17 protein-coding genes and 1 tRNA gene are annotated in these 23,094 nt (G+C 62.1%); 8 read left to right on the top strand and 10 right to left on the bottom strand.

The genetic code is table 11. From position 1 onward, the window contains the following. Positions 1 to 329: 329 nt before the first annotated feature. Positions 330 to 2,186, bottom strand: a complete 1,857-nt coding sequence (locus tag F3J19_RS13585) for a phosphoenolpyruvate carboxykinase (GTP) (RefSeq protein WP_167042096.1) — start codon at positions 2,184 to 2,186, stop codon at positions 330 to 332. Positions 2,187 to 2,570: 384 nt separating this feature from the next. On the opposite strand from F3J19_RS13585, the gene F3J19_RS13580 reads away from it, so the two are divergent. Beyond that, a complete protein-coding gene (locus F3J19_RS13580) occupies positions 2,571 to 3,584 on the top strand; it encodes a D-2-hydroxyacid dehydrogenase family protein (protein WP_167042094.1) in 1,014 nt (337 codons plus the stop codon). 110 nt (positions 3,585 to 3,694) lie between these two features. On the opposite strand, the gene F3J19_RS13575 is transcribed toward F3J19_RS13580, so the two are convergent. Together F3J19_RS13575 and F3J19_RS13570 are read right to left on the bottom strand one after the other, a co-directional pair. After that, positions 3,695 to 4,573, bottom strand: coding sequence for a patatin-like phospholipase family protein (locus F3J19_RS13575; RefSeq protein WP_167042092.1), 879 nt, complete (start codon positions 4,571 to 4,573; stop codon positions 3,695 to 3,697). 78 nt (positions 4,574 to 4,651) lie between these two features. Beyond that, entirely contained in the window at positions 4,652 to 5,056 is a 405-nt protein-coding gene (locus F3J19_RS13570; protein ID WP_167042090.1) for a PaaI family thioesterase, read from the bottom strand. 203 nt (positions 5,057 to 5,259) lie between these two features. Between F3J19_RS13570 and F3J19_RS13565 the strand changes: the two genes are divergently transcribed. The 4 genes from F3J19_RS13565 to F3J19_RS13550 all read left to right on the top strand — a co-directional run bounded on the left by F3J19_RS13565 (position 5,260) and on the right by F3J19_RS13550 (position 8,313). Then, positions 5,260 to 5,335 (top strand) — tRNA-Lys (locus F3J19_RS13565). A 470-nt stretch (positions 5,336 to 5,805) separates the two neighbouring features. Then, positions 5,806 to 6,324: a PAAR domain-containing protein gene (locus F3J19_RS13560; protein ID WP_167042495.1), complete on the top strand. Its 519-nt coding sequence runs from the start codon at positions 5,806 to 5,808 to the stop codon at positions 6,322 to 6,324. Then, a complete protein-coding gene (locus F3J19_RS13555; RefSeq protein WP_167042088.1) occupies positions 6,321 to 7,076 on the top strand; it encodes a VRR-NUC domain-containing protein in 756 nt (251 codons plus the stop codon). Before F3J19_RS13560 ends, F3J19_RS13555 begins: the two co-directional genes overlap by 4 nt. 22 nt (positions 7,077 to 7,098) lie before the next feature. Then, on the top strand, positions 7,099 to 8,313 hold the full coding sequence (locus tag F3J19_RS13550; protein ID WP_167042086.1) for a DUF3396 domain-containing protein: 1,215 nt from the start codon (positions 7,099 to 7,101) through the stop codon (positions 8,311 to 8,313). A 618-nt stretch (positions 8,314 to 8,931) separates the two neighbouring features. On the opposite strand, the gene F3J19_RS13545 is transcribed toward F3J19_RS13550, so the two are convergent. The 7 genes from F3J19_RS13545 to F3J19_RS13515 form a co-directional block, all read right to left on the bottom strand. Then, entirely contained in the window at positions 8,932 to 10,350 is a 1,419-nt protein-coding gene (locus F3J19_RS13545) for a HAMP domain-containing sensor histidine kinase (RefSeq protein ID WP_167042084.1), read from the bottom strand. Then, positions 10,343 to 11,062 carry a response regulator transcription factor gene (locus F3J19_RS13540; RefSeq protein ID WP_167042082.1) on the bottom strand — a complete coding sequence of 240 codons (720 nt, stop codon included), beginning with the start codon at positions 11,060 to 11,062 and terminating at the stop codon, positions 10,343 to 10,345. Before F3J19_RS13540 ends, F3J19_RS13545 begins: the two co-directional genes overlap by 8 nt. An 84-nt stretch (positions 11,063 to 11,146) precedes the next feature. Further along, a complete protein-coding gene (locus F3J19_RS13535; protein WP_167042080.1) occupies positions 11,147 to 11,866 on the bottom strand; it encodes a TonB family protein in 720 nt (239 codons plus the stop codon). 1 nt (position 11,867) lies between these two features. Further along, a complete protein-coding gene (locus tag F3J19_RS13530) occupies positions 11,868 to 12,269 on the bottom strand; it encodes a biopolymer transporter ExbD (protein ID WP_240158933.1) in 402 nt (133 codons plus the stop codon). Then, entirely contained in the window at positions 12,269 to 12,958 is a 690-nt protein-coding gene (locus F3J19_RS13525) for a MotA/TolQ/ExbB proton channel family protein (RefSeq protein WP_167042079.1), read from the bottom strand. The genes F3J19_RS13530 and F3J19_RS13525 overlap by 1 nt, the downstream gene beginning before the upstream one ends. 18 nt (positions 12,959 to 12,976) lie before the next feature. Next, positions 12,977 to 15,172, bottom strand: coding sequence for a TonB-dependent receptor (locus F3J19_RS13520; protein WP_167042077.1), 2,196 nt, complete (start codon positions 15,170 to 15,172; stop codon positions 12,977 to 12,979). A 180-nt stretch (positions 15,173 to 15,352) separates the two neighbouring features. Continuing rightward, a complete protein-coding gene (locus F3J19_RS13515; RefSeq protein ID WP_167042075.1) occupies positions 15,353 to 16,378 on the bottom strand; it encodes a hypothetical protein in 1,026 nt (341 codons plus the stop codon). An 875-nt stretch (positions 16,379 to 17,253) separates the two neighbouring features. Between F3J19_RS13515 and F3J19_RS13510 the strand changes: the two genes are divergently transcribed. From F3J19_RS13510 to F3J19_RS13500, 3 genes are all read left to right on the top strand, one after another. After that, positions 17,254 to 18,678 (top strand): efflux transporter outer membrane subunit, encoded by a 1,425-nt coding sequence (locus tag F3J19_RS13510; RefSeq protein WP_205192846.1) that lies wholly within the window; start codon positions 17,254 to 17,256, stop codon positions 18,676 to 18,678. A 68-nt stretch (positions 18,679 to 18,746) separates the two neighbouring features. Then, positions 18,747 to 19,886 carry an efflux RND transporter periplasmic adaptor subunit gene (locus F3J19_RS13505; RefSeq protein WP_167042071.1) on the top strand — a complete coding sequence of 380 codons (1,140 nt, stop codon included), beginning with the start codon at positions 18,747 to 18,749 and terminating at the stop codon, positions 19,884 to 19,886. A gap of 11 nt (positions 19,887 to 19,897) precedes the next feature. Next, on the top strand, positions 19,898 to 23,017 hold the full coding sequence (locus F3J19_RS13500; RefSeq protein ID WP_167042069.1) for an efflux RND transporter permease subunit: 3,120 nt from the start codon (positions 19,898 to 19,900) through the stop codon (positions 23,015 to 23,017). Positions 23,018 to 23,094 lie beyond the last annotated feature (77 nt).

The raw sequence follows: 23,094 nt of genomic DNA, 5'->3' as shown, positions 1-23,094 counted from the left end.
ACCGTGTTACTGCTTCCTGACAATTAGTGAAAACCAGTGAAGCGAACTTGGAATTCTCCTACGACTCGCAAATTCGTGCAGAAGTTGCTGTCGGAACTCGAAATATTGTCAATTTTGGTACGACCATACCCTCTAAAGCAGGGCTCGGTCGCAAACTATTCTGAAAATTGAAACAATCTGCTGCGCCGCAGCTTGCACTGTCTTTTTTGTTCGAACAGACGCAAAGGTCATCCCGGCATTGCTGAATTCGAAAATATGGAGATAAGGGGGCCCCAAAAAAGAAAAGCCGCCCGAAGGCGGCCTTCCATGCGAAGTGAACACTCACATGATCAGGTGGTGAGCTTTTCTTCGAGTGCGCGCTTGGCTTCCGCCAGAGCCGGCGGCAGACCTTGCTGCAGCGTGTCAAAGAGCTCGGCGTGCAGTGCGAGTTCGTCGCGCCAGGCTGCGTCGTCGACGGAAATCACCTGTTCGAACTGTTCGCGGCTGAAGTTCAGACCGCTCCAATCGATGTCCTCGTAGTGCGGCGACACGCCGAACGCGTGCTCCTCACCCTGCGCCGTGCCTTCGATGCGGCCGACCATCCAGCTCAGCACGCGCATGTTCTCGCCGAAGCCCGGCCAGACGAACTTGCCGTCCGCACCTTTGCGGAACCAGTTCACGCAGAAGATTTTCGGCAGCTTCGCGCTCAACTGCTGCAAACGCTCGCCGGTCTTCAGCCAGTGACCGAAATAGTCGCTCATGTTGTAGCCGCAGAACGGCAGCATCGCGAACGGATCGCGCCGCACCACGCCCTGCTGGCCGGCCGCGGCGGCGGTCGTTTCGGAGCCCATCGTCGCCGCCATGTAGACGCCCTCGACCCAGCTGCGCGCTTCGGTGACGAGCGGCACGGTGGTCGAACGGCGGCCGCCGAAGATGAACGCGTCGATCGCGACGCCGGCCGGGTTTTCCCAATCGGCATCGATCGACGGACACTGCGATGCCGGCGCCGTGAAGCGCGCGTTCGGATGCGCGGCCTTGCGGCCGGTTTCCTTCGCCTCGGCCGGCGTCCAGTCCTTGCCCTGCCAGTCGATCAGATGCGCGGGAGGCTCGTCGGTCATGCCTTCCCACCAGACGTCGCCGTCGTCGGTCAGCGCGACGTTCGTGAAGATCACGTTTTCCTTCAGCGTGGCGAGCGCGTTGTAGTTGGTCTTCTCGCTCGTGCCCGGCGCCACGCCGAAGTAGCCGGCTTCCGGGTTGATCGCGTAGAGACGGCCGTCCTTACCCGGCTTGATCCAGGCAATATCGTCGCCGATCGTGGAGATTTTCCAGCCGTTCAGGCCAGCCGGCGGAATCAGCATCGCAAAGTTGGTCTTGCCGCACGCCGACGGGAACGCCGCCGCGACGTGATGCTTGCGCCCTTCCGGCGACGTCACGCCGAGAATCAGCATGTGTTCCGCGAGCCAGCCCTCGTCGCGGCCCATCGTCGACGCGATGCGCAGCGCGAAGCACTTCTTGCCGAGCAGCGCGTTGCCGCCGTAGCCCGAGCCGAAGCTCCAGATTTCGCGCGATTCGGGGAAATGCACGATGTACTTGGCCTTGTTGCACGGCCACGGCACGTCCTGCCCGCCCGTCGCGAGCGGCGCGCCGACCGAATGCACGCACGGCACGAACTCGCCGTCCTCGCCGAGCACGTCGTACACCTTGCGGCCCATGCGCGTCATGATGCGCATGTTGGTCACGACATATGGGCTGTCGCTCAGTTCGACGCCGATGTGGGCGATCGGCGAGCCGAGCGGGCCCATCGAGAACGGCACCACGTACATCGTACGGCCGCGCATCGAGCCGTCGAACAGGCCGTCGAGCGTCGAGCGCATCTCGGCCGGGGCGATCCAGTTGTTGGTGGGGCCGGCGTCTTCGGCGCGCTGCGAGCAGATGAAGGTGCGATCCTCGACGCGCGCGACGTCGGACGGATCGGAGCACGCCAGATAGGAATTGGGACGTTTGGCGGGATTGAGCTTCCTGAGGGTGCCGGCTTCGACCATCTGCGCGCACAGCCGGTCATATTCTTCCTGCGAGCCGTCGCACCAGACGATCTTCTCGGGCTTGGTCAGCGCGGCGATCCGCTGAACCCAGTCGATCAGCTTGCGGTGCTTGACCCATGTGGGTGCCTCGATAGTGGGCAGCCCTTCGAACGAGGGATGATTCATCGACCTGTCTCCGTTTTGAAAGCAATAGAAAAACGGTACAAGCCCGGCGACGCTGCATGCGAGAGGCATTTAATTCATCGTGCCGGTGTGTATCGATTGCACTCCCGGCACAAGATTGCGCAGATCGTCCTGGGCCACACAGCTTGCCAGGCGGAGACACCTTGCCGACAAGGCTTCTGCAACCTTGTGTAAAGCGGCTTGCCTCAACACGCAACAAACTGTAAAAACGTTCTCAATTCGCCTTCGCGTAGCGTAGCCGTTCTTTTCGCGGCAATTTCTACGGTAAGGCATCCAGCCAGACCGGCATGTGACCTAACTCACACGCTGGGACAGTCAGCATAACACTCCGTTCGCACCAACGAGGTGCGCAGCAAATTACATACCATGAAGATTGCCATCCTCGACGATTACCAGGACGCCGTCCGCAAGCTCGACTGCTTTCAATTGTTGGCCGATCACGAAGTCAAAGTTTTCAACAACACGGTACGCGGTCTCGGTCAGCTGGCGAGCCGGCTCACCGAAGTCGACGCGCTCGTCCTGATTCGCGAACGCACCCGCATCACCTCGCAACTGCTCGACAAATTGCCGCGTTTGCGCATGATCAGCCAAACCGGCAAGGTAGCGGGCCACATCGACCTCGCGGCCTGTACCGAGCGCGGCATCGCCGTGCTCGAGGGCAGCGGCTCGCCGTACGCGCCGGCCGAACTGACGTGGGCACTCATCATGGCCGCCCAGCGCCGTATTCCGCAATACGTAGCAAACCTTAAGCAGGGCGCCTGGCAGCAGTCGGGGCTGAAGACGTCCGCGCTGCCGCCGAACTTCGGTCTCGGCCAGGTGCTGCGCGGGCAGACACTCGGCATCTGGGGCTACGGCAAGATCGGCCGGCTGGTCGCCGGCTACGGCAAGGCATTCGGCATGAACGTGCTGGTCTGGGGCCGCGAGCACTCGCGCGAAGCCGCGCGCGCCGACGGCTATGGCGTCGCCGAAAGCCGCGAGGCGCTGTTCGAGAATAGCGACGTGCTGTCGCTGCATCTGCGCCTGCACGACGACACGCGCGGCATCGTCAAGCAGGACGACCTGATGCGCATGAAGCCGACCGCGCTGCTCGTCAACACGAGCCGGGCCGAACTGCTCGAGGAAAACGCGCTCCTGAGCGCGCTGTCGCACAACCGTCCGGGCATGGTCGCGATCGACGTGTACGAAAGCGAGCCGATCCTGCAGGGCTACAGCCTGCTGCGCATGGAAAACGTGATCTGCACGCCGCACATCGGGTATGTGGAGCGCGAGAGCTACGAGCTGTATTTCGGCGCCGCGTTCAAGAACATTCTCGCGTTCGATTCCGGCGATACCGCGAACGTGGCGAATCCTGAAGCGCTGCAGGGCGGGCGTCGACGGTAAGCGAGGCAGGTAGCCGTATAAGTGCGGATGCCGGGCCACGGCTCGGCGTCCGGCTCATGCGCCGCGCGCGGCCGGAAGCGCGCGACTTGCGGGCGCGGCGCCCGCCTCGCTCAGCGCACTTCGTGCGCCCCCGCTTCCATCAAGGCAGGCATGCGTTCGAGAAAGACCTCGCCATCGGCGCGCCCGAGGTTGTACGCGTGGACCATCTGCGAAGGACTCGTGTAATCCCAGCTCGAAATCGGCACCTTGCGCGACGGCTGCACATAGAGCCGCTGCTGCACGCCATGCGGCACGACGAACATCTGCGGCCGCGGATAAAGACGCGTGACCATCACGAGCACGTTGCCCGGCACATCGGCGTCGAGCGCGCCGACCGGCACGTTGTCGACCATGCCGCCGTCCAGCACCGGCCGGCCGTTGCGGCGCAGAACCGGCGTGAACGGCGGCGTACTCGATGATTGCAGGATCAGATCCGCGAGATCCTCGACGCTCGCGCAATCCTGCGCGCGCACGAATTCCGGATGAAAGCCGAGCGTCTGTCCCAACGTGGGATGCAAGGTCTTGCGCACGTATTTCTCGATGTTGTACGCGATCAGTCCCGCGGCGACTGCGCTCCTCGCACCGAGCCAGCGCGGCAGATGCGACACGCCGATGCGAATCTCCGGCGCATGCGCGAGCTTCGAAAATTTTTCGCCGCAGATATCGAGCAGCGCCTGGCGGTAGATGCGGTAATGCGGAAACACCGACTCGCCGCGCAGCAGATTGCCCCAGTGCGCATTGCGCGTGTTGTGGCGCAGCGCGTCTTCGTAATAGCGCATGACCCAGTCGGAGTCGTCGCGCGTGTAGAGCATGCAGGCGGTAGCGGCGCCGGCCGAAATGCCGGTGATCACGCGCGGACGAATGTCGAGCTGCGGCTGCACGACATCCCAGAAACCCGCCTGCCACCAGCAGCGGTTGCCGCCGCCGGCGAATACGACCTGATCGAACATCCTGCTTTTCCTTGCTGTTTCTGCTATTTCTGCTGCCCGTTTATGTATGGCGAGGAGTGACGCGCTTCGTCCGGGCTTTCAGTCGAGCAACGCGTAAGTCGTGGTCGCGTGGACGGCCATATTGCCGCTTTCGTCGAACAGCTCGACTTCGCCGAACACGAGATTGCGGCCCATACGAAGCACGCGCGCCTCGATCAGCACGTCGCCTTTGCGAACCGCGCGCATGAAGCTGATGTTCAGCGACACCGTGGTCATCGGCCTGAAGCCGCCGAGCGCGGCGGTAATCGCGACGATCATCGCGGTATCGGCGGCTGCCATGAACACCTGGCCGCTGATAATGCCGCCCGAGTGACGCCATTCACCGGAAAACGGCAGACGCAGCGTCGCACTTTCCTCGTCGGCCTTGACTGGCGTCAGCGTCAGCGCGCGGACCCAAGGCGCGAGGACCCGGTCGAGCAGCTCGGCAATCTCTTTCTCATTCATGGCAATCCCCGGTCGAAAGCCGCACGACGCATCGCGCGGCGAGGTGTCCGCGACATGATACCGGGACGACCCGACGCCACGATGTTTTCAAGGCAGCGGCTTTGTCGAGGGAAGACTCCAGCCCACGCGATGTGATTTCTTAATAAATTTGCGAAAAGGGCTTGGCAATCTCAAAAAGTTACTGCATAATCTCGCTTCTGTTGGGGGCGTTAGCTCAGTTGGTAGAGCAGCGGACTCTTAATCCGTAGGTCGAGTGTTCGAGTCACTCACGCCCCACCAAAGATATCAAGCACTTAGCCCAGCCTTAATCGGCTGGGCTTTTTGCTTTCTGGGTCCGTGTAGGCATTTTGGGCCCACATCAGTCATCGATCCACCTCGACGGGTCGAGGCAGTGGTCTCGTATTGACGCTGGAATCCTCCTCGCATTGCTCCGGCCTCGGCATGGTGCAGGCTGAGCAGTCCTCTACCTAGGCGCTCATGGGGCAAACGCTGCGTTCCTTCCTGTCGCGAGGTGCGCGCCGCACTCACGCAATGCGTCCCGCCACTTTGGCGGTTGCCTGGACCACCACCATCACGCTTGCATAGTGTCTCGCGCCGTTTGAGCGCCTTCGACCTGGCACCTTCCACAATTCCGTCAAGCGCAGCGCCCCCCCGGATGCGGCATGTTGAAACTGCCAACGTTGACAGGGTGGCTCCGGGAAAACCCGATGTGCTACATTCCTCCGACAAAAAGAGAGAGGGCATGCATTATGGGTTTTGCGTTCATTCGCGAGGGCGACACGACCTCGCACGGCGGTCGCGTGCTTGTGTGTTCGCCGGAGAACAAATCGGACGGCGTCGCCCTCGCGCTCTTGGGCGACAAGGTGTCGTGTCCAAAGTGTGGTGGGATCTATCCGATCGTCGGGGTCAAGAATCTCGGCGTGACGTTCGACGGTCGGCCCGTCGCCTCCGAAGGCGACACGACAGCATGTGGGGCCACGCTCATCGCCTCGCAAAACAATACAACGGCCGAACCAACTAGCGGTGGTTCGATAGGTGGCGGGAAAAGCGTCCTATCCGAGACGAACCCGCAAACGCCTTATCGCGGGCGCTTTCAGGTGCTCGATGACATCACGCGCAAGCCCGTCGCGGGACACCCGTACACGGTCAGGTCGTCGGACGGTCGCGTGATCCAAGGCAAAACGGACGGGAACGGGTTCACAGAATGGCTTGAGGGGCATGACGCTTCGTCGCTGATGTTCAGCCATCCCGGGAGCGAGGGAGCATGAGCGGCTACGGTCCGGGCTCCATGACCGGTGGGGTCTCGCCCGAAGGTCAAACGACCCCAGTAGGGGTCAGCGGTCGTCTTTCGCCGAAAGACCGCGCGGTGCTGTGTTCTGTGCTCTGCAAGTGCAAAAACATCGGCGTGGCCACCCGAAATGGTCGAATCCAGCGCCAACGATGCGTTCAGCAGCGGTTGGATTTCGCGAACGAGATGTCGCGGATTGAGACCGGTGCGCCGACGGAATACCGCCCTGAGCAGACATACAACATGAAAACGGCCCCACCGGAGCCGGTGACGGACCCGGACGATCCGTTGCGACCTCACTCGGACATTCGCCAATGGATCGAGGACTTCTGGCCGGGTGGTCGCAAGAGATACAAAGCGGGGGACGGCAACCTTCGCCGGCCTGATGTTGTGATTGTCAACGACCCCACGCAGCCGCCTGTCCAAGCCAATATTAAAATGGTGGTCGAGTATAAGTTTCCACCGGACGATTTCTCTCGCGGTCAGCGGCAAGACTACATCGACATAGCGGGTTCAGATTCGAAGTTCATGAGACTTGGTCCTGCAGAGTGCGGATGCGGTGATGACGACCAGGATGGTCAAGAATCGACCCAGCGTCGGTCAAAGTCATCGACGTCCGACCTGGACGACCTTGCCGGCCAAAGCGGCGGAAACGGCGGCAGCTCCCTCCCAAGTGGCGGCAGTCTTCCGCTACCGCCCCCGGGAAGGCTCCCTCCTAGCATGTTGCCCTGACGGCGTGATGGAACGATGAGACATGAATGAAGAGCAGATGAAAGCCTGGGTCGCCGATCCGAATCGCGCTGATACGCTGCCGTTCGGCTTTTACGAACCGGCCTATCGCAAGGGAATCACCGGCGCGGCGCTCGTGGTGCGCGGCGTCGTCTACTTTCGCGAAGGACACACGCCTGCCGTGCGTGCTGCGGTCGTGAAGTGCTTTGAGCAGTACAACGCAACAATCACCGAATACACCCAAGCGCTGGCCCGTGCTCTCCAGGAAAAGCCGCCGAATGATGGCCCGCTGCGCTGGTTCTATTCGGAAGGCGAGCAGCCGATGCCGATCGACAAGGCTCCGAGACTGGACACCCTGGCGACGACAGTGCCCGCGGACGAGGCGTTGGTCGTGCAAATGACGAGCGCCGACCACAAGCTTGCGACGGGTTTCTACGATTTCGGCGTGTTCACGGTAGCTGATTGGAAAGCCACTCTCTCCGGCAATCTGGACGTGCTTGACTTCACTTTCCCCCGGGCTTTCCTCGAGCATCGGCCGGGGGTATTCCAAGCGTTGTTTGCTGCGTTCTGTGAAGCCCTCCCGACGGTTTACGGGCATGCCGGTTTTGGGGTGAACCTGCCGCCAATGGAGCAGGAAGCAAACGAGGCGACGGAGTATTTCTTCGCTCGTCGGTACGGCCCGGGAATCGACGTCGGCGATCCCATGGGTTACAGCACGGTGAGATTGGTCAGCAAGATCAAAACCGTGGATTGGATCGTTGCCCTGAATGCGGACCTCGTGCGCGCGGCCGGCGGACCGACCTCATGGACGTTGCCTCCCGACTGGTTCGTTCGTCAACCGTTGGGCACTGATGGTTTGATCATCCAAGCAGGTGCCGCGCCCCAATCCGGCATTTCGGACGGACCTGGCAAGTCGCCGCTGCCGCCACCCGCGTACGTCCTGCTCAACGCAGCGCTGCGCCCGATCATCGCTGAGGACATGGACATTCTCCAGCGCGGAACGCTCGACAGTACCGCCCCGCTACTGAACACCACGGTGGCGACCGAAGCTTGGCTGAAGCGCTTCGACGTGCCGTCCGACCAGGTGACCGAAAAATGGCGCGAGCTGCACAAAACACCGACTGTCGGTAGCAGTAAAGCGGCGGTCGCCGCCAACCTCTTGCGGCTTCGGAAGGCCATGGGACTGCCCGAGCCCGTGCCGTCGAACAGGTTCGGATACGACGGTGGCTCGCCGGGTTAGCGAACGCTTAGAGCAACACAGAAACGGGGCCGCGAGGCCCCGTTGTCATGTGCGCGTTGGCCGCTCCGAGCCCGCCATCTTGAGCGCCGACTGGTCAGGTGGTGCGGCTCCCGCCTCGTCCTTTGCAGCGGTGGCGTGAGGGGCAATCCTCGCATGAGCACGCCGCACAATCAGTCGTTCGCCGACGGCTATCGACCCGAGCCGCAGTGAAGTTCTGTTTGCTCACTCATTCCCCGTGTAGGCACCATGTAGGCAAATACTAGGGAAATCAGTCTGCATGAGTCAACAAAAAAATCCGTAGAATATCGCCAAAACCCTTACCCACAAAGGACCCAGAGTGCCTACACGGATATCAATCCACATGAAGGAATATGATGTCGCTCGGACTCTTAATCCGTAGGTCGAGTGTTCGAGTCACTCACGCCCCACCAAGAATTACGAAGCCCGGTTAGCGAAAGCTGACCGGGCTTTTTCATTTCTTCATGGGTATTTGCCGCGAGATATTGTGGATTAGCGCAGACTGAATTTCGCCATCCGTCAGGCGTCCATCGCCCGCTCTCGCGCCACCCTCTCCTCCATCCCCCCACCAACGTCCGCGAATGAACGCGACCTGCCAGGTCACGCGAAGCGCGGCTTCACGGAATCGACCTGCTCACGCGATGCGCCCGTCGGACGAACAGGCATCTCAGACTCAAACACTATCGAGATACAACACCCAGGGCCGCCCTCGCGAACGCTGACGTGCGCGTTATGCAGCCGCGCAATCGCCGCAACGAGGCTCAGTCCGATCCCACTGCCGGCGGCTGTCGTACCGGTCTGGTGCTCAGCGCGATAGAACGGCTGGAACACCAGGTCTCGTTCGGCAACCGGAATGCCGGGGCCCGTATCCCTGACTTCGATGGTTACCTTGCCATCTCGCTGATGCAGCGCCACGGTGATAGCTCCGCCCGGCGGCGTGAATTTCAGCGCGTTCTCGACCAGGTTGCCGAATGCGCTAAACAGCAGGTCTGCCTCGCCGTTGACGATCACCGGCACGCACGGCAACAGCTCAAGCGTAATTGAAAGGTCCTCGGCGGGAGCTTCGTAGAAGTCGATGACATCATTCAGGACATCTTGCAAGTTCAGCGGGCCCTTCCTGGCAAGGCCCGCTGCTTCGCCTATCTGCGCCATTCGCAGGAGAGCGGAGAAGCGCGTCATGACAATGTCGGACTGCTGGAGTGCGGTGTCGATCACCTGCTCGTATTCGGTGACGCTCATGATGCGCCGGCGCGTGCTTTCGAGAGTGCCTCGCATGCGCGTCATCGGCGTGCGCACTTCGTGTGCGATACCGGCGCAGATGCCTTGTATGTCTCTAATCAGACGTTCGACTTCGTCGAGCATCGAATTCACCACGGCCGTAATCTTGTCGATGTCGTCCCCACTGCCCGACAACGGCAGGCGATGATCGAGCCGGCCCGACGCGATCCGCTGGGTCGCCCGGCGTACATCGCGCAAGCGGCGGGCTGCCACGGCGTTCAGAAGCGTACCGCTGACCATGCCGATGACGAGTGTAAAGACAAGACTGCCCCCCGCGATCAGCAGCAACACCTTGTCGAAGTGCCTCTCTCCATCAGTCGATCGTGCGGTGACAAAAATGCCGCCGGACGGCAAACGCACCACGACGCCGCGATAGTGGCGTTGCACCGCGCCGGCATGGTGCCCGAGGGTCGCAATGTAATCGAACGGCTTGCCGTCGACCTCGCCCGGCAACGTCTCGAAGGCGCCGACGAGATGCTCGCCGCCTGGGCCGAAATAGCCGAATGGCCGTCTGTTCTCAGGATCTTCCGACGTGTACATCGCAATACGCGCCGGGATCTCGTTCGTCGGCAAATGCTGGATTTGCTCCACTTTCAGAAAGAGATGCTCATCGATCTCCCCAATCGAATGCCGAATGGTGACCCAGCACAGGAGTGAAAAGAGGCCGATTGCAATCACGACCTGCAGGCAGAACAACAGCCAGGGCGACGGCTGGCGAAACAGCAAACGCAGCTTATACATGCAGAACCCACCCGGCGCCGTGCACGTTGTGAATCAGCTGCGGCAACTTTCCGTCGAGGCTGATCTTGCGACGCAAGCGCGTCAGATGGATGGCGATCACGTCGCTCTGTACATCCGCGTGATAATTCCAGCCCGCCTCGAACAGCATGTTGCGCGTGACGACGTTTCCTGCATTCCGGATCAGAAAGGCGAGCAGCTTGCTTTCACGCGGCTTGAGGTTGATGACGGTGCCGCGCCGCGTTGCGTGGCCCGTCAACGTGTCGAGCGTCAGGTCGCCGAACGTCAGGGTCGAGTCGTCGCGCCCGCCCGCCTGGCCGCGTAGCAGCACGTTGAGACGCGCCGTCAGTTCGTCGAAATAAAATGGCTTCACGAGATAATCGTCCGCGCCGGCATGCAGACCCTTCACGCGTGTGTCGACCGCGTCGAGTGCGCTCAACAGCAGGATCGGGACACGTTGGCCGAGGTTGCGCAAGGTCGACAACACGGAAAAACCATCGACTTCCGGCAGCATGATGTCGAGCACGATGGCATCGAAGCGCCGCGCGAGCGCCCGCGACAGACCTTGCCAGCCGGTCAGTGCCTGTTCGACCGAGAAACCGTAGTCTTCGAGCGCGCGCGTAATCTGGTCGGAAGTCGGCTTGTCGTCTTCGATAACAAGTATGTGCGACGCGTGCACATGGGGGCCGGAAAGGTTATTGGCAGCAGGATTCATGAAAGGCGTACCGTCGCGGATGCCCGCTTTCGTCACAATCGTGGGCAAATGTCCGGGTGATTCTAACGACCGAACAAGTCAATTTCACTGCGCGTCGTCCAGAGCGAACGTCACCCACAGTTGCTTCGACAGTGTCTTGCCGGCGAGCTCAGGTGCGGGTTTGGGGTACGCGGCGTCGTGTACCGCCGCGAGCGCGGCGCGGTCGAGCTGGCCGACGCCGCTCGATACGACGACCCGCACATCCGACACCGCTCCATCGCGATAGGTAAAAGCCACGCGCGTGCGGCCGCTCACGCCGGCCATGCGAGCAGACTCCGGGTAGCGCAACGCGGATTGGACCGCGGCCCGCAACGCGGCATCGAAGCTCGGATTCACCGCGCCCGCGGACGGTGCGGGCGGTGGTGGCGGCGGCGCTGGAGGTGCCGGATCGGTAGCCGGTTCGCTGGGCTGAGCAGTCGGCGGCGGGGCCGGCGGGGTAGCCGGAGTCGCCGGCTGCAACGGGGCAGCGTGATGCACGGGCACGGGCGAGTGCCGTGGAGGCGCAATCGGCTTCGCGACAGGCACGGGCTCGGGCGGCTTGGGTGCCGGCGCGGGCGGCGCCACCGGTGCCGCTACCGGCGCGAGCGCCAGCAACGTGACGGCGGGCGGCGGCGGCGGTGGTGGAGCCTTTTTCGCAAGCAGTCCGAATGCGCCTGCCAGCACTAACGCCTCGACGAGGAGCGCGAGGGGGGCAGCGCGATGGAGGTCGAGGTGCGCACGAGGCGCCTTGCTCGACGTTACGCTCAGTTCGGGTACGGTCGCCATATCACTTCGACGCGGGTTGCGTGGCCATGGAAATCTGCGAGATGCCGGCCGCGCGGCAGGCATCCATCAACGAAACGAGCTGCTGAATCCGGGCACCCTTCGCACCGACGATCGTCACGGCCGTGTGCGCTGCATCGGGGCGTGCCTGCAGCATGGCGGTCAGTTCGCCCAGCGCCATCGTGCGGCCATCGACCGATAGCGTGCCGTCTTCGGCCAACGTCACCGTCACTTTCGCCGGCGGCAGTTCCTGCGTGCTCGAACTTGCGGGTAACTGCGTGCGCAGCCCTGCGTTCGGAATCATGTGCAGCGTAATCATGATGAAGAACACCAGTAGAAAGAACATGATGTCGATCATCGGGATGATCTCGATGCGCGCCTTGCGGGCTTCGAAGTACTTCATCATCACGTCCTTTGGGGTGCGAGTTTAACGACACCGGCATCCGGCACTTCGCGCACTTCCTTCTGCACCTCGCGCGGCACGCCTGTAAGCCGGTTAACCAGCGCGGCCTTCAGCGTTTCGAGTTGATGCATCAGCGTGCGCACGCGTTTCTCCAGACCATTGAAGAACACCAGGCCGATCATCGCCACGAACAGGCCCGAAGCCGTCGCCACCAACGCCTCGGCGACGCCGCCCGTGACCTGGGTCGGCGCATTGCCCGGGTTCGACAGCACCTGGAACGCGTTGAACATGCCGACGATGGTGCCGAACAGGCCGAGCAGCGGCGCCAGCGTGACGACGGTGTCGAGCACCCACAGGAAGCGGTCGACGCGCGGTGCTTCGCGCATGATCGTCTCTTCGAGTGACGCGTCGAGGTCTTCGCGCGACGCACGGTTCGCGAGGTGGGCCGCGGTAGTCAGCACGCGTTCGACCGGCAGACCGGAGAATTGCGCCGCGCAAGTCGTGAGCTTCGACGTATCGAGCGCGCCCAGGGTGTCGATGCGCTCGAGCGCCGCCCGGGTGCTGCCCATCGCGCGGTGCAGGAACGACAGCCGCTCGATGATGACGGTCAGTGCAACGAACAACATGAAGACGATGACGTAAAGTACGCCGCCCGAATCGTTCGCGAAGTGAGTGAATTGAGTGATGTTCATGGATATGTTCGCCTGAAATTAGAAATCTACCTGAACCGTGCCGAACACCGAGCGTCCGGCCTGCGTCCAGTAGAGCGGGGTCTTGGCAGCGTCTGCGCCGAAACCGAAGAACCCGTTGATACCCGTGCGGTTAAAGAGGTTGTCGAGTTGCAGGCCCACGCGCACGTCGTGGACCATCGATGTGGCGGGCTTGAACGTGTAGCCCACGGAGAGATCGGTCTGCGCAAAGCCGCCGATCGGGATCTGGTTGCCCGTGGTGCCGTACTGCCGGCCGATGAACTTCGTGATCAACGAGCCGGTCAGCGGTCCGCGTTCATAGAGCAGGCCTGCTGCCGCTGTCTTGTTCGGCGTGAACGGCATCCAGGAGTTGTCGCTGTGCTGCTTCGCCGAGTTGAACGTCAGGTTTCCGTACAGGCTGAAGCCGAGCCCCGCGTAGTACGTCGCTTCCGTTTCGATGCCCTTGTAGGTCGCCGCGCCGGCATTCGAGTAGAACGTGTTGCCGCCGATGTTCACGCTCGTGATTTCATTGGCGAACTTGATGTAGTACAGGTCGACGGAAGCCGTCAGGCGGTCGGTCTTATAGGTGGTGCCGATCTGATAGTTGTCCGTTCGCTGGGGGTCAGGCTGGCTGTTGGCCGTCAGGTTAGGAATGTTGAACGTATTCAGATTGGGCGCGAGAAAGCCTTGTGCATACTGGGCGTAGGCGCTCCAGTTCGAATTGATCTTCTCGTGGATCTGCAGCGAGGGCAGCACCTTCGTCCAGGTCTGGCCGTAGTCGGCCGGCAGGCCCGAGCCCTGGTTCATGGCCGAATAGAGGTCGCGGCGGAACAGCGCGTATTTCACGCCGGGGGTGACCGTGAAGCCGTACGGCAGCTTCCAGGCGTACTGGATGTACGGCTGGAAAGTGGTCAGCGTGTTGGTCATCGAAAACATCGGCGCCACGAACGCGAAGTTCTGGGTGGCGTTGGCTTCGACCCGGTCGCGGAAGTTGGTCTGGTAAGCGAACCAGGCGCCGAACTCGAGCGAACCGGGGCCGATGTCTCTTTGCGCGCGCACCACGTCGCCCCAGGCCCGGTAGTCGCTTTCCTGCTCCTGGCCGGCAACGTTGCCGGCGGGGAGGTACGGGCCCTTCGTCGAAAATGCGTTGTACGGCAAGCTGCTGTTCGGCGACACACCCTGGAAGCCGGTGTGGTAGTACCCGTAGGTATAAAGCTTGTTGTCGATCGCCCACTGCGCGACCTTCGTCTGGACGCCGATGTACTCGAAGTCCGTATTGACCAGGTCGTAGTTATAGCCCGAATACGCCTGGCTCAGCGGGTTGCTGGAGAGGCCATAGTTAGGACCGAACTCCGCAATCTGGGCCGCGGAGGAGCCATACGGCGTGTTCTGATGAATCTTGTTATAGGTGCCGAACAGGGTGAGCACCGTCGAGTCGCCAAGCGGCTTCTCGAATTTGAAGTAGGCGTTCTCGCGACGCTGGGAGGCGCCGGTCAGATAACCGTCGCTGCTGCTTTGCGTGTAGCCGAACGTCGCGCGCGCGTCACCCAGCTGCTGCAGATCGCCCGTGTTGAGCTCGGCGCCGGCGAGCCAGGTGTTGTAGCTGCCATACGTGCCGAGCAGAGCGGCCGACGGGGTCATCGACGGGATCAACGACTCCATCGCGATCGTGCCGCCGAACGTGGCGAAGCCGATTTGCGAAGCGTCGCCCGGGCCACGATCGACGGTGAGGCGGTTAATCGCCTGCGACGAGAAAAACGACGTCGAGTGATGCGTGAAGTTGTTCGCATCACCAAACGGTATCCCGTCGAACGTCACGTTGTACTGCCCGTCCTGAAAACCGCGGATAGACATGGTGGGCGACTCCATCAAGCCGGGACCGTTCGGCGAGATGCTCGAGACGCTCGGCGCGATGTTCATGATGTCGCTGTAGTTCTCGGTCGGCGCGGTGCTGTTCTGGATGTAGTGATGGCTGATCGTCGACTGCGGCTCGGTGGCCGTGAGCGAGCCTTGCGTCGGCGCTTGCGCGGGCGCGGTCTGCACGTTTTTCGAGCCGGTCGGCGCATTGGCCGGCGACGACGATGTGGCGGTGCTCTGCACGGAGCCGAGATCGCCCGCCTCCTGCGCATGAGCGAACTGGATACCGGACATGCACAGTGCGGCCAGAACGCACTGCGTCAACGGTTTCATGCGGAACGGCGAAAGTAGCTGTTGCATCTTGTTATGCCCTTGCTTTCCAGTACTGAATCGGGGTCCGAAATTGATTGATGGTGCCATGTTAAAAACCACGCATTATTCGCAGGTGACAGGTATTCGTATGAATTTAGCTATCCTGATCGGCGGGAGGAACTTCCCCCCGCCTTCTGCCTCTTTGATGCACTGAGGCGTTACGGGAGATCAACCCTTGACTTTGTATATCTCGAGACCGGCCTCGGGAGCCGAGGTCCGGGTATGCGGAACATAAAGCTGATCCAGGCTCGGGACGAGAACCGAGGTCTTGCCTCCGTGCGTATCGATCCGCGCAATTTCGTGGTAGTGGTCGGCGTCGTCCTGCTGATAGGCCGTCAGGCCCTGGGCCGCGCTCACATAGATGCGCTTCGTCCGTGCGTCGTACGTCATGTCGTCGCCCCCTTCCGCGCAGCCGTAGGTCGCGATCGTCGCGCCGGTGTCGGAGTTGAGAACGAACAGCTTGCCCGGCTTCTTGTCGGCCACGAACAACCGGTGGTTTTTGGCGTCGAATGCCATCGGCGTGTTCAGCGTGAGGCCCGGTACCGACCAGGTTTGCACGAGAGCATTCCTGTTCATATCGATGATGCCGATCGTGGACTTGTCGCGGATATTCACGAACATGCGGCGGGTGGCCTGGTCGATCGTCAGCGAATGGAGACTGCCCGACTCGATGGGGATCTCACCCTTGGTCTTGAGGTCTTCGGTCGAGATAATGTGAATCGTCGAATGAGTAGGGTGCTCGCCCGGCTCGCTGGCAACGAGATAGAAATCCCGGGTCTTCGGGTCATAGCCGGCGGAATCCGGTGTGCCGTCGATATCGATCCGCTTGATCAGGTGCAGATCCGACCCGTCGAGAACCTTGACCGCCTTGTCACCGCCGTCGGCCACGAACAGCTCGTTTTTCTCGACGTTAAGGGCGAGCGAATGAGGCGTGGTGACCGGGCCGCCGCTCATCAGATGCTCACCGGTCTTGAGGTTGAACACGTCGATCGAATGGTGGTTTTCCACCGAGACGTAGAGGCGGTTGCGCTTGAGGTCGACGGCAAAATGGTCGAAATCGCCGTCGTTGATGTCGGGCAGCGGAATAGTCTTGATCAGCTTGACCGGCTCGTCGGGTGTCGCGGCATGGACTGCCGGTCCCAACAAGAAGGTAAGCGCGACTGCGGTGCCACTGAGAGCCTGATTGAGTTTCAATTTACTAATCTCGCAACGTATCTGTCTGCCGCACAACGGGCGACAGAATCGTCGACTGCCGCGGCGCAATGTTTTACGGATCCCGACGTGGCATGCCCCGTCGCGGTATCCGCATCCCGATTGAAAATGTGCCCGTCGTGAAGTGCTCTGGATCGGCTTTAAATACCGATGAGGCGTTCGGCAGCGCAACGCAATCGCCAGGAGCCGACTTCCGTCCGTTCACATAACCGTGGCAGATCATGAGCTTTGCATGTGAATCTGTCGGGACTCGAAAATTACAAGTTCGACGGAACTCTTTTGCAAAGACCGGGGCAAGGGTGCCGTGCCCCGACGCCGGATGACGGCGGCCGCCGGTCATCGCGCCACACTTCAGGCGCGGTGGCTCGCATGGGGATCCGGAACCAAAAAGAGGAAATTTCAGGCTAACTAATTAATCAGAAGCCCTATGTGGTTAAGATCAGACACATCGCTTTCTTCAGCGCTTTCTTCATACTAACCAGATCGTTCACTGCTCCCCTGTTCCAGAAGAACGGCTCTGTCAATCTTGTAATTTTCGAGTCCCGACAGATTCACATCCCAGGCTCACTATCTGTTGCCGCTCACATGAGCGAACGAAAGCTCGCCCCTGCCATTCGAGTTGAGCCTTGATCGCAGCGTAGTCAATCCACTGCGTGCTCATATTCGCCATCACATCGCTGGCGCCGCGGCTATTTTTATCATTGCGCAAAAGACCAGCCAGAACCGGCTCACTCCGCGCGCGACATTCAGTTAGCAGAAGACGCATCGATATGTCCGAGCAACACCCCGTTGTGCCCATTGGTGGTACCCATCGCCGCTCCCTTCCGGGATGGATTCGTGCGTCTTCCGCCTATGCCTTGGCGCCGCTGTTGCTGGGTTTGCTGACGGCTTGCACGCTCGTGCCGACCTATCGGCGTCCCGACACGCCGATGGCGCAAAGCTGGGACGGCGCGGCCCGGTCATCGCTTGCCGATGCGGTCACGGTCAGGAGCGCATGGTGGCGAAACTATCAGGACCCGCAACTCAACGAGTTGGTCGAACGCAGCCTGCAGAACAATTTTTCGCTCGCCTCGGCCGTGGCGAGCGTGAACCTGGCCCGCGCCAACGCCGAGAGGGCCGGTGCGCCGCTCTACCCGACCCTCTCGGCAGGCGGCACGTTCGCTCGTACTCACCAGCGCACCAACGCCTCCGGCCCCACCAGTCCGAATTCGTCGAACAATGGCCAGAGCCTGTTTGCCGAAGCCAGCTACGAGATCGACTTCTGGGGACTCAATTCGGCCAATGCCGACGCCGCACGGCTGCTCGCGCGGGCCTCCGAATTTGATCGCGACACCGTGGCATTGACGTTGACCGCGTCGGTTACCGATACCTATTTCCAGATCCAGAGCTTGCGGCAGCGGCTGAGCCTGGCGCATGCCATCGAGAGTAATGCCAGGCATATTCTCGACTTGCTGCTGGCCCAACAGCAGGCCGGCGTCGCAACGCAACTTCAGGTCGAGCAGCAGCGCAATGCGCTGGCGACGTTCCAGGCCGCGATACCCGCGCTGCTGCAGCAACTCGAGCAAAGCATGCATCTGCTTGCCACGCTGGAAGGCGTGGCACCCGAGCAGTTCATGCTCGGCGCGGCACAGATCGACGATATTCCGATTCCGCAGCCGCTCCCGAATTTGCCGGCGACCTTGCTCGAAACGCGCCCGGATATCCGCTCGAAGGAAGCCCAGTTGCAGTCGCAAAACTACAGCGTGGGCGCGGCGCGCGCGGCCTTCCTGCCGAATCTGGTGCTGACCGCGGACGGTGGCCTGAGCAGCAATACGCTCACGCGTTTTCTCTCGAGCCCGTTCAGCAGTCTCGCGGCAACGCTCGCTGCACCGCTTCTGGATGGCGGCGCATTGCGCGGGCAGTTGCACGCGAATCAGGCCGGGTTCGCGAAAGCGACCGCCGACTATCGTCAGACCGTCGTCTCCGCCTTGCAGGATGTCGAGGATTCTCTGACGGCGCAGCAGCAAGGCGCCTTGGCGGAAACGGCGGAACGCGCCGCCGCCGACGCGGCGACCCAAGCGGCGGCACTCGCCGAGGCGCAATTCCAGGGCGGCACGATCGACTTCCTGAGCGTGCTCGATGCACAACGGACCCGTTATCAAGCCCAGGACGCGCTCGCGCAGGCACGCCTGCAACGTTTGCAGGCATCGGTGAGCGTATTTCGGGCCTTCGGCGGCGGTGCCGGAATGACCACCGATACGCCCACGCCTGTGGCTGCAATTTCATCCTCCATCTCTCATTGAATTTCGAACCCCTAATGAACCTCCGGGAAGATTTCTTGGCGTCGCCGCAGCGGCGCACGCGCCGCCCTTTGTTCGCCTGGACCGGTGGCGTCGCGCTGGCGCTGGTACTGGCCTGGTGGGTGTGGCCGAAACACGCGGCCAGTGCCGCGGCTGCGGCGGTGCCCGTCGATGCCGGCCATGCGGTGCTGATGGATTTCCCGATCAGGGTCGCATCGGTCGGTACGGTCGAGGCGCTCAACACGGTCGATGTCAAGGTCCGTGTCGACGGGCAGGTGCAGCGCATTGCCTTTAACGAAGGCCAGGACGTCCGCGCCGGCCAGCTTCTCGCACAACTCGACCAGGGGCCGCTGACGGCGCAACTCCACCAGGCCGAAGCGGCGCAGCGCAAAGACCAGGCGAGCCTGAACAATGCGCGGCTCGACCTCGAACGCTACAGCAAGCTTGTCGGCATGGGTGCGGCGACCTCGCAAGGCGTCGATACCGCGCGTGCCCAGGTCGAATCGCTCGCCGCGACGGTCGCGGCCGACGCGGCGCTGGTGCAAAGCGACCAGCTGCAGCTCGGTTTCACGACGCTGCGCGCACCGTTCGCGGGGCGTGTCGGTGTGCGCGAAGCCGACATCGGCCAGGTGGTCCATCCGACCGATGCCAACGGCATTGCGACGGTCACCCAGATGGAACCGATCACGGTGGCGTTCTCGGTCCCGCAGGACGTGCTTCCCGAGCTGCTCGCGAAACAGGCCGGCAGCGCGTTGCCGGTCAACGTCACGCCGCGTACCGGCGACGCCGTTCTGGCGCAAGGCTCGCTGGTCTTCATCGACAGCCACGTCGATCCGACGACGGGCCAGATCAGGCTGAAGGCATCGTTCACCAACCAGGACCGCAAGCTGTGGCCCGGCGAACTGGTGAATGCACAGATCCTGTTGCACACCGACCGCCAGCGTGTTGCGGTACCGGACCGCGCGATCGTCAACAGTCAGTCCGGCACGCAGCTTTATGTCCTCGATAAGAACGGCCGGGCGCAACTGAGACCGGTGAAAACCGGCAACAGCGTCGACGGCATGACCGAGATCGACGCCGGTATCGACACCGCCGATCTGATCGTGTTCGACGGACAAAGCCGGCTCGATCCCGGCACGCAGGCGGCTGCCAACATCGTCGCGACGACTGCGCAGCCCGCAGCCGTCCCCTCTGTCACCTCCATTCAATAAGACAGCGCCTCATGAGCCTGCTCGAATTTTTCATCCAACGGCGCATCGCCACCGGCTTCCTGGCGCTCGGCGTGCTGCTGGCGGGCGTCGTCGCCTATTGGCTGCTGCCTGTCGCGTCACTGCCCCAGATCGATTTTCCGACGATCCAGATTTCCGCCCAACTGCCCGGCGCGAGCGCGGAGACCATGGCGAGTTCGGTCGCCTCGCCGCTCGAATGGCAATTGTCGAATATTGCGGGCATCACCGAAATGACCTCGTCCAGTTCGCTCGGGACGACGTCGATCACGGTCCAGTTCGACCTGTCACGCAATATCGACGGTGCCGCGCAGGACGTGCAAACCGCCATCAATGCAGCGGGCGGCGTACTGCCCAAGAACCTGCCCAACCCGCCGACTTACGAGAAGGTCAATCCCGCCAATTTCACGCTGCTCTCGCTGGCGGTGACCTCGCCGTCGCTCCCGCTCACCGAACTCGACCGCTACGCGGAAGACTTTCTTGCCCAGCAAATCTCGCAGATGCCGGGTGTCGGTCTCGTCGATTTCAACGGACAACAACGCCCCGCGGTGCGCATCCGTGTCGATCCCGACAAGCTCGCCGCACGCGGCCTGACGCTCGAGGACGTGCGCTCGATTGTCGGCGTGCAAACCGTCAACGCGCCCAAAGGCAGCCTGAACGGCCCGGACCGCTCGGTCGTGTTCAACGCCACCGATCAGCTCACGACGGCGGCCGAGTATCGCGGCCTCGTCGTCGCCTACAAGAACGGCGCGCCCGTGCGCCTCGAGGACCTCGGCACCGTGATCGACGCCTCCGAGGACACGCACCAGGCCGCGTGGTTGCAGCACGAGCGCGCCATCATCATCGATATCCATAAGCAGCCCGGCTACAACGTCGTCGACACCATCCGCAACATCGAGTCTCATTTGCCGGCGCTGGAAGCCTCGCTCCCCACGGCGGCCCATGTCCATGTCGTCGGGGACCGCACGCAGACGATCACGACCTCGCTGCACGACGTGCAATTCACGCTGATGTTGACGGTCGCCCTGGTCGTCATGGTGATTTTCGCGTTCGTGCGCAATCTGTGGGCGACCGTGATTCCGAGCCTGACGATTCCGCTGTCGCTGGTTGCCACCTTTGCCTTGATGTATCTGCTGGGCTTTAGCCTGAACAACCTGTCGCTGATGGGGCTCACGATTGCCGTGGGCTTTGTGGTCGACGATGCGATCGTGGTGATCGAGAACGTAATGCGGCATATCGAAGCCGGCGTGCCGCGCATGCGTGCCGCGCTGCTCGGGGTGCGCGAGGTGCGCTTTACCGTCATCTCGATGACCATTTCGCTGATTGCGGTATTCATCCCGATTCTGCTGATGGGCGGCATCGTCGGGCGTCTGTTCCGCGAATTCGCGATTACGGTCAGTGCCGCGGTCGTCATGTCGTGCTTCGTATCGCTCACCGTCACCCCCATGTTGTGCGGCTGGCTGATTCGCAAGCCCAACGGCGATCGGCTTCGCGAGAGCCGGCTCGTGCGGGGGCTGGAAATCGCCTTCGTCGCGATGGAGCGGCGCTATGAGCGCGGACTCGACTGGGTCTTGCGGCACCAGAAAACGATGCTCGGCGTGACGATTGCGACCGTGATCGCGACCGGGGCGTTGTTCGTGCTGATCCCGAAGGGGTTCTTTCCCGAGGAAGATTCGGGCCTGATCCAGGCGACACCGGAAGCCGCGACGGACATCTCGCCGCAGGCGATGGCCGTCAAGATCCAGCAACTCGGCCATATCATCGAAGCCGACCCGGCGGTCGATAACGTCTACTACTGGATCTCGGCGGATCCTACGGTGAGCGAAGGCCACATGATGATCAACCTGAAACCCGTCAATCAGCGCACGGTCACCGCCGCCCAGGTGCTGCGCCGGCTCAAGCCCAAACTCGCGACGGTGATCGGTGTTTCGGTCACGATGCGGGTTCGGCAAGACATTCAGGTTGGCGCCCGCGCAAGCGCGGCACAATATCAGTACACCTTGCAATGTCCCGACGTCAATGAATTGAACCACTGGTCGCAGGTGCTGACCCAGCGCCTCTCCACCCTGCCGGAACTGGCCGACGTCACGTCCGATCAACAGGCTTCGGCCACCAGTGCCACGCTGGTCATCGATCGTGACACGGCCTCGCGCTTCGGCATTACCGCGCAGGCCATCGACGATACGCTGTACGACGCGTTCGGCCAGCGCCAGATTGCGACGCTCTATACGCAATCGGACCAGTATCACGTCATCGAGGAAGTCGACCCGAAATTCCAGTTGACGACGGAAGCGCTGGCCCACCTTTACGTGCGCTCGCCCCTGACCAGCCAACTGGTGCCGTTGAACACACTGGTGACGCTCGCCAACGGCGTATCGCCTGTTTCCGTGAACCATCAAGGCTTGTCCCCGGCAGTGACCATTTCGTTCAATCTGGCGCCCGGGCAGGCTCTGGGTGCCGCCATCACGGCCATCCGCCGCGCCGAGGTTGCCGTGCACAAGCCCGATGCCGTTATCGGAACCTTCCAGGGGACGGCCCAGGCTTTCCAGGCATCGCTGCATAGCGAGCCGTATCTGATCCTGGGGGCGCTGGTCGTCGTCTATCTGGTGCTGGGCATACTTTACGAAAGCGCGATCCACCCCTTGACCATCATCTCGACGCTACCGTCCGCCGGCGTGGGGGCGCTGTGTACGCTGATGTTGTGCGGCCAGGATCTCTCGATCATGGCGATGGTGGGCATCGTTTTGCTGATCGGCATCGTCAAGAAGAACGCGATCATGATGATCGACTTTGCACTGGTGGCCGAGCGGGAACAAGGCCTGCCGCCCACGGCCGCGATCCGCCAGGCCTGCGTGCAGCGTTTTCGCCCCATCATGATGACGACGCTGGCGGCCCTGTTCGGCGCCTTGCCGCTGGCGCTGGGACAGGGTGCGGGTGCCGAATTGCGCGTCCCCCTGGGGATTGCGATCGTCGGCGGCCTGGTATTCTCGCAAATGCTGACGCTCTTCACCACGCCGGTCGTCCACCTCTGGTTCGACAGGCTGGCAAACTGGATCGACAGGAAACCGGGGGGCGCGAAATCAAAGGTGGTTGCGGAAAATCAGACGGTTGGGTAGGCGGATCGGTCGGGTGCGGAAAACGACGGCGGTTCGCACCCCTGACCGCCATCTCCGGCCTGCCATATCGTAGAGCC

The organism is Burkholderia sp. Ax-1724 (genome assembly GCF_011752995.1).
Taxonomy (GTDB): Bacteria; Pseudomonadota; Gammaproteobacteria; order Burkholderiales; family Burkholderiaceae; genus Paraburkholderia.
This window is presented reverse-complemented; position numbering and strand designations above follow the sequence as displayed.

Coding starts and splice junctions, on each gene's coding strand:
- F3J19_RS13500 (WP_167042069.1), top strand. CDS start 19,898: ATGAGCCTGCTCGAATTTTTCATCCAACGGCGCATCGCCACCGGCTTC.
- F3J19_RS13575 (WP_167042092.1), bottom strand. CDS start 4,573: ATGTTCGATCAGGTCGTATTCGCCGGCGGCGGCAACCGCTGCTGGTGG.
- F3J19_RS13525 (WP_167042079.1), bottom strand. CDS start 12,958: ATGAACATCACTCAATTCACTCACTTCGCGAACGATTCGGGCGGCGTA.
- F3J19_RS13550 (WP_167042086.1), top strand. CDS start 7,099: ATGAATGAAGAGCAGATGAAAGCCTGGGTCGCCGATCCGAATCGCGCT.
- F3J19_RS13520 (WP_167042077.1), bottom strand. CDS start 15,172: ATGCAACAGCTACTTTCGCCGTTCCGCATGAAACCGTTGACGCAGTGC.
- F3J19_RS13545 (WP_167042084.1), bottom strand. CDS start 10,350: ATGTATAAGCTGCGTTTGCTGTTTCGCCAGCCGTCGCCCTGGCTGTTG.
- F3J19_RS13535 (WP_167042080.1), bottom strand. CDS start 11,866: ATGGCGACCGTACCCGAACTGAGCGTAACGTCGAGCAAGGCGCCTCGT.
- F3J19_RS13580 (WP_167042094.1), top strand. CDS start 2,571: ATGAAGATTGCCATCCTCGACGATTACCAGGACGCCGTCCGCAAGCTC.
- F3J19_RS13585 (WP_167042096.1), bottom strand. CDS start 2,186: ATGAATCATCCCTCGTTCGAAGGGCTGCCCACTATCGAGGCACCCACA.
- F3J19_RS13560 (WP_167042495.1), top strand. CDS start 5,806: ATGGGTTTTGCGTTCATTCGCGAGGGCGACACGACCTCGCACGGCGGT.
- F3J19_RS13570 (WP_167042090.1), bottom strand. CDS start 5,056: ATGAATGAGAAAGAGATTGCCGAGCTGCTCGACCGGGTCCTCGCGCCT.
- F3J19_RS13555 (WP_167042088.1), top strand. CDS start 6,321: ATGAGCGGCTACGGTCCGGGCTCCATGACCGGTGGGGTCTCGCCCGAA.
- F3J19_RS13540 (WP_167042082.1), bottom strand. CDS start 11,062: ATGAATCCTGCTGCCAATAACCTTTCCGGCCCCCATGTGCACGCGTCG.
- F3J19_RS13530 (WP_240158933.1), bottom strand. CDS start 12,269: ATGATGAAGTACTTCGAAGCCCGCAAGGCGCGCATCGAGATCATCCCG.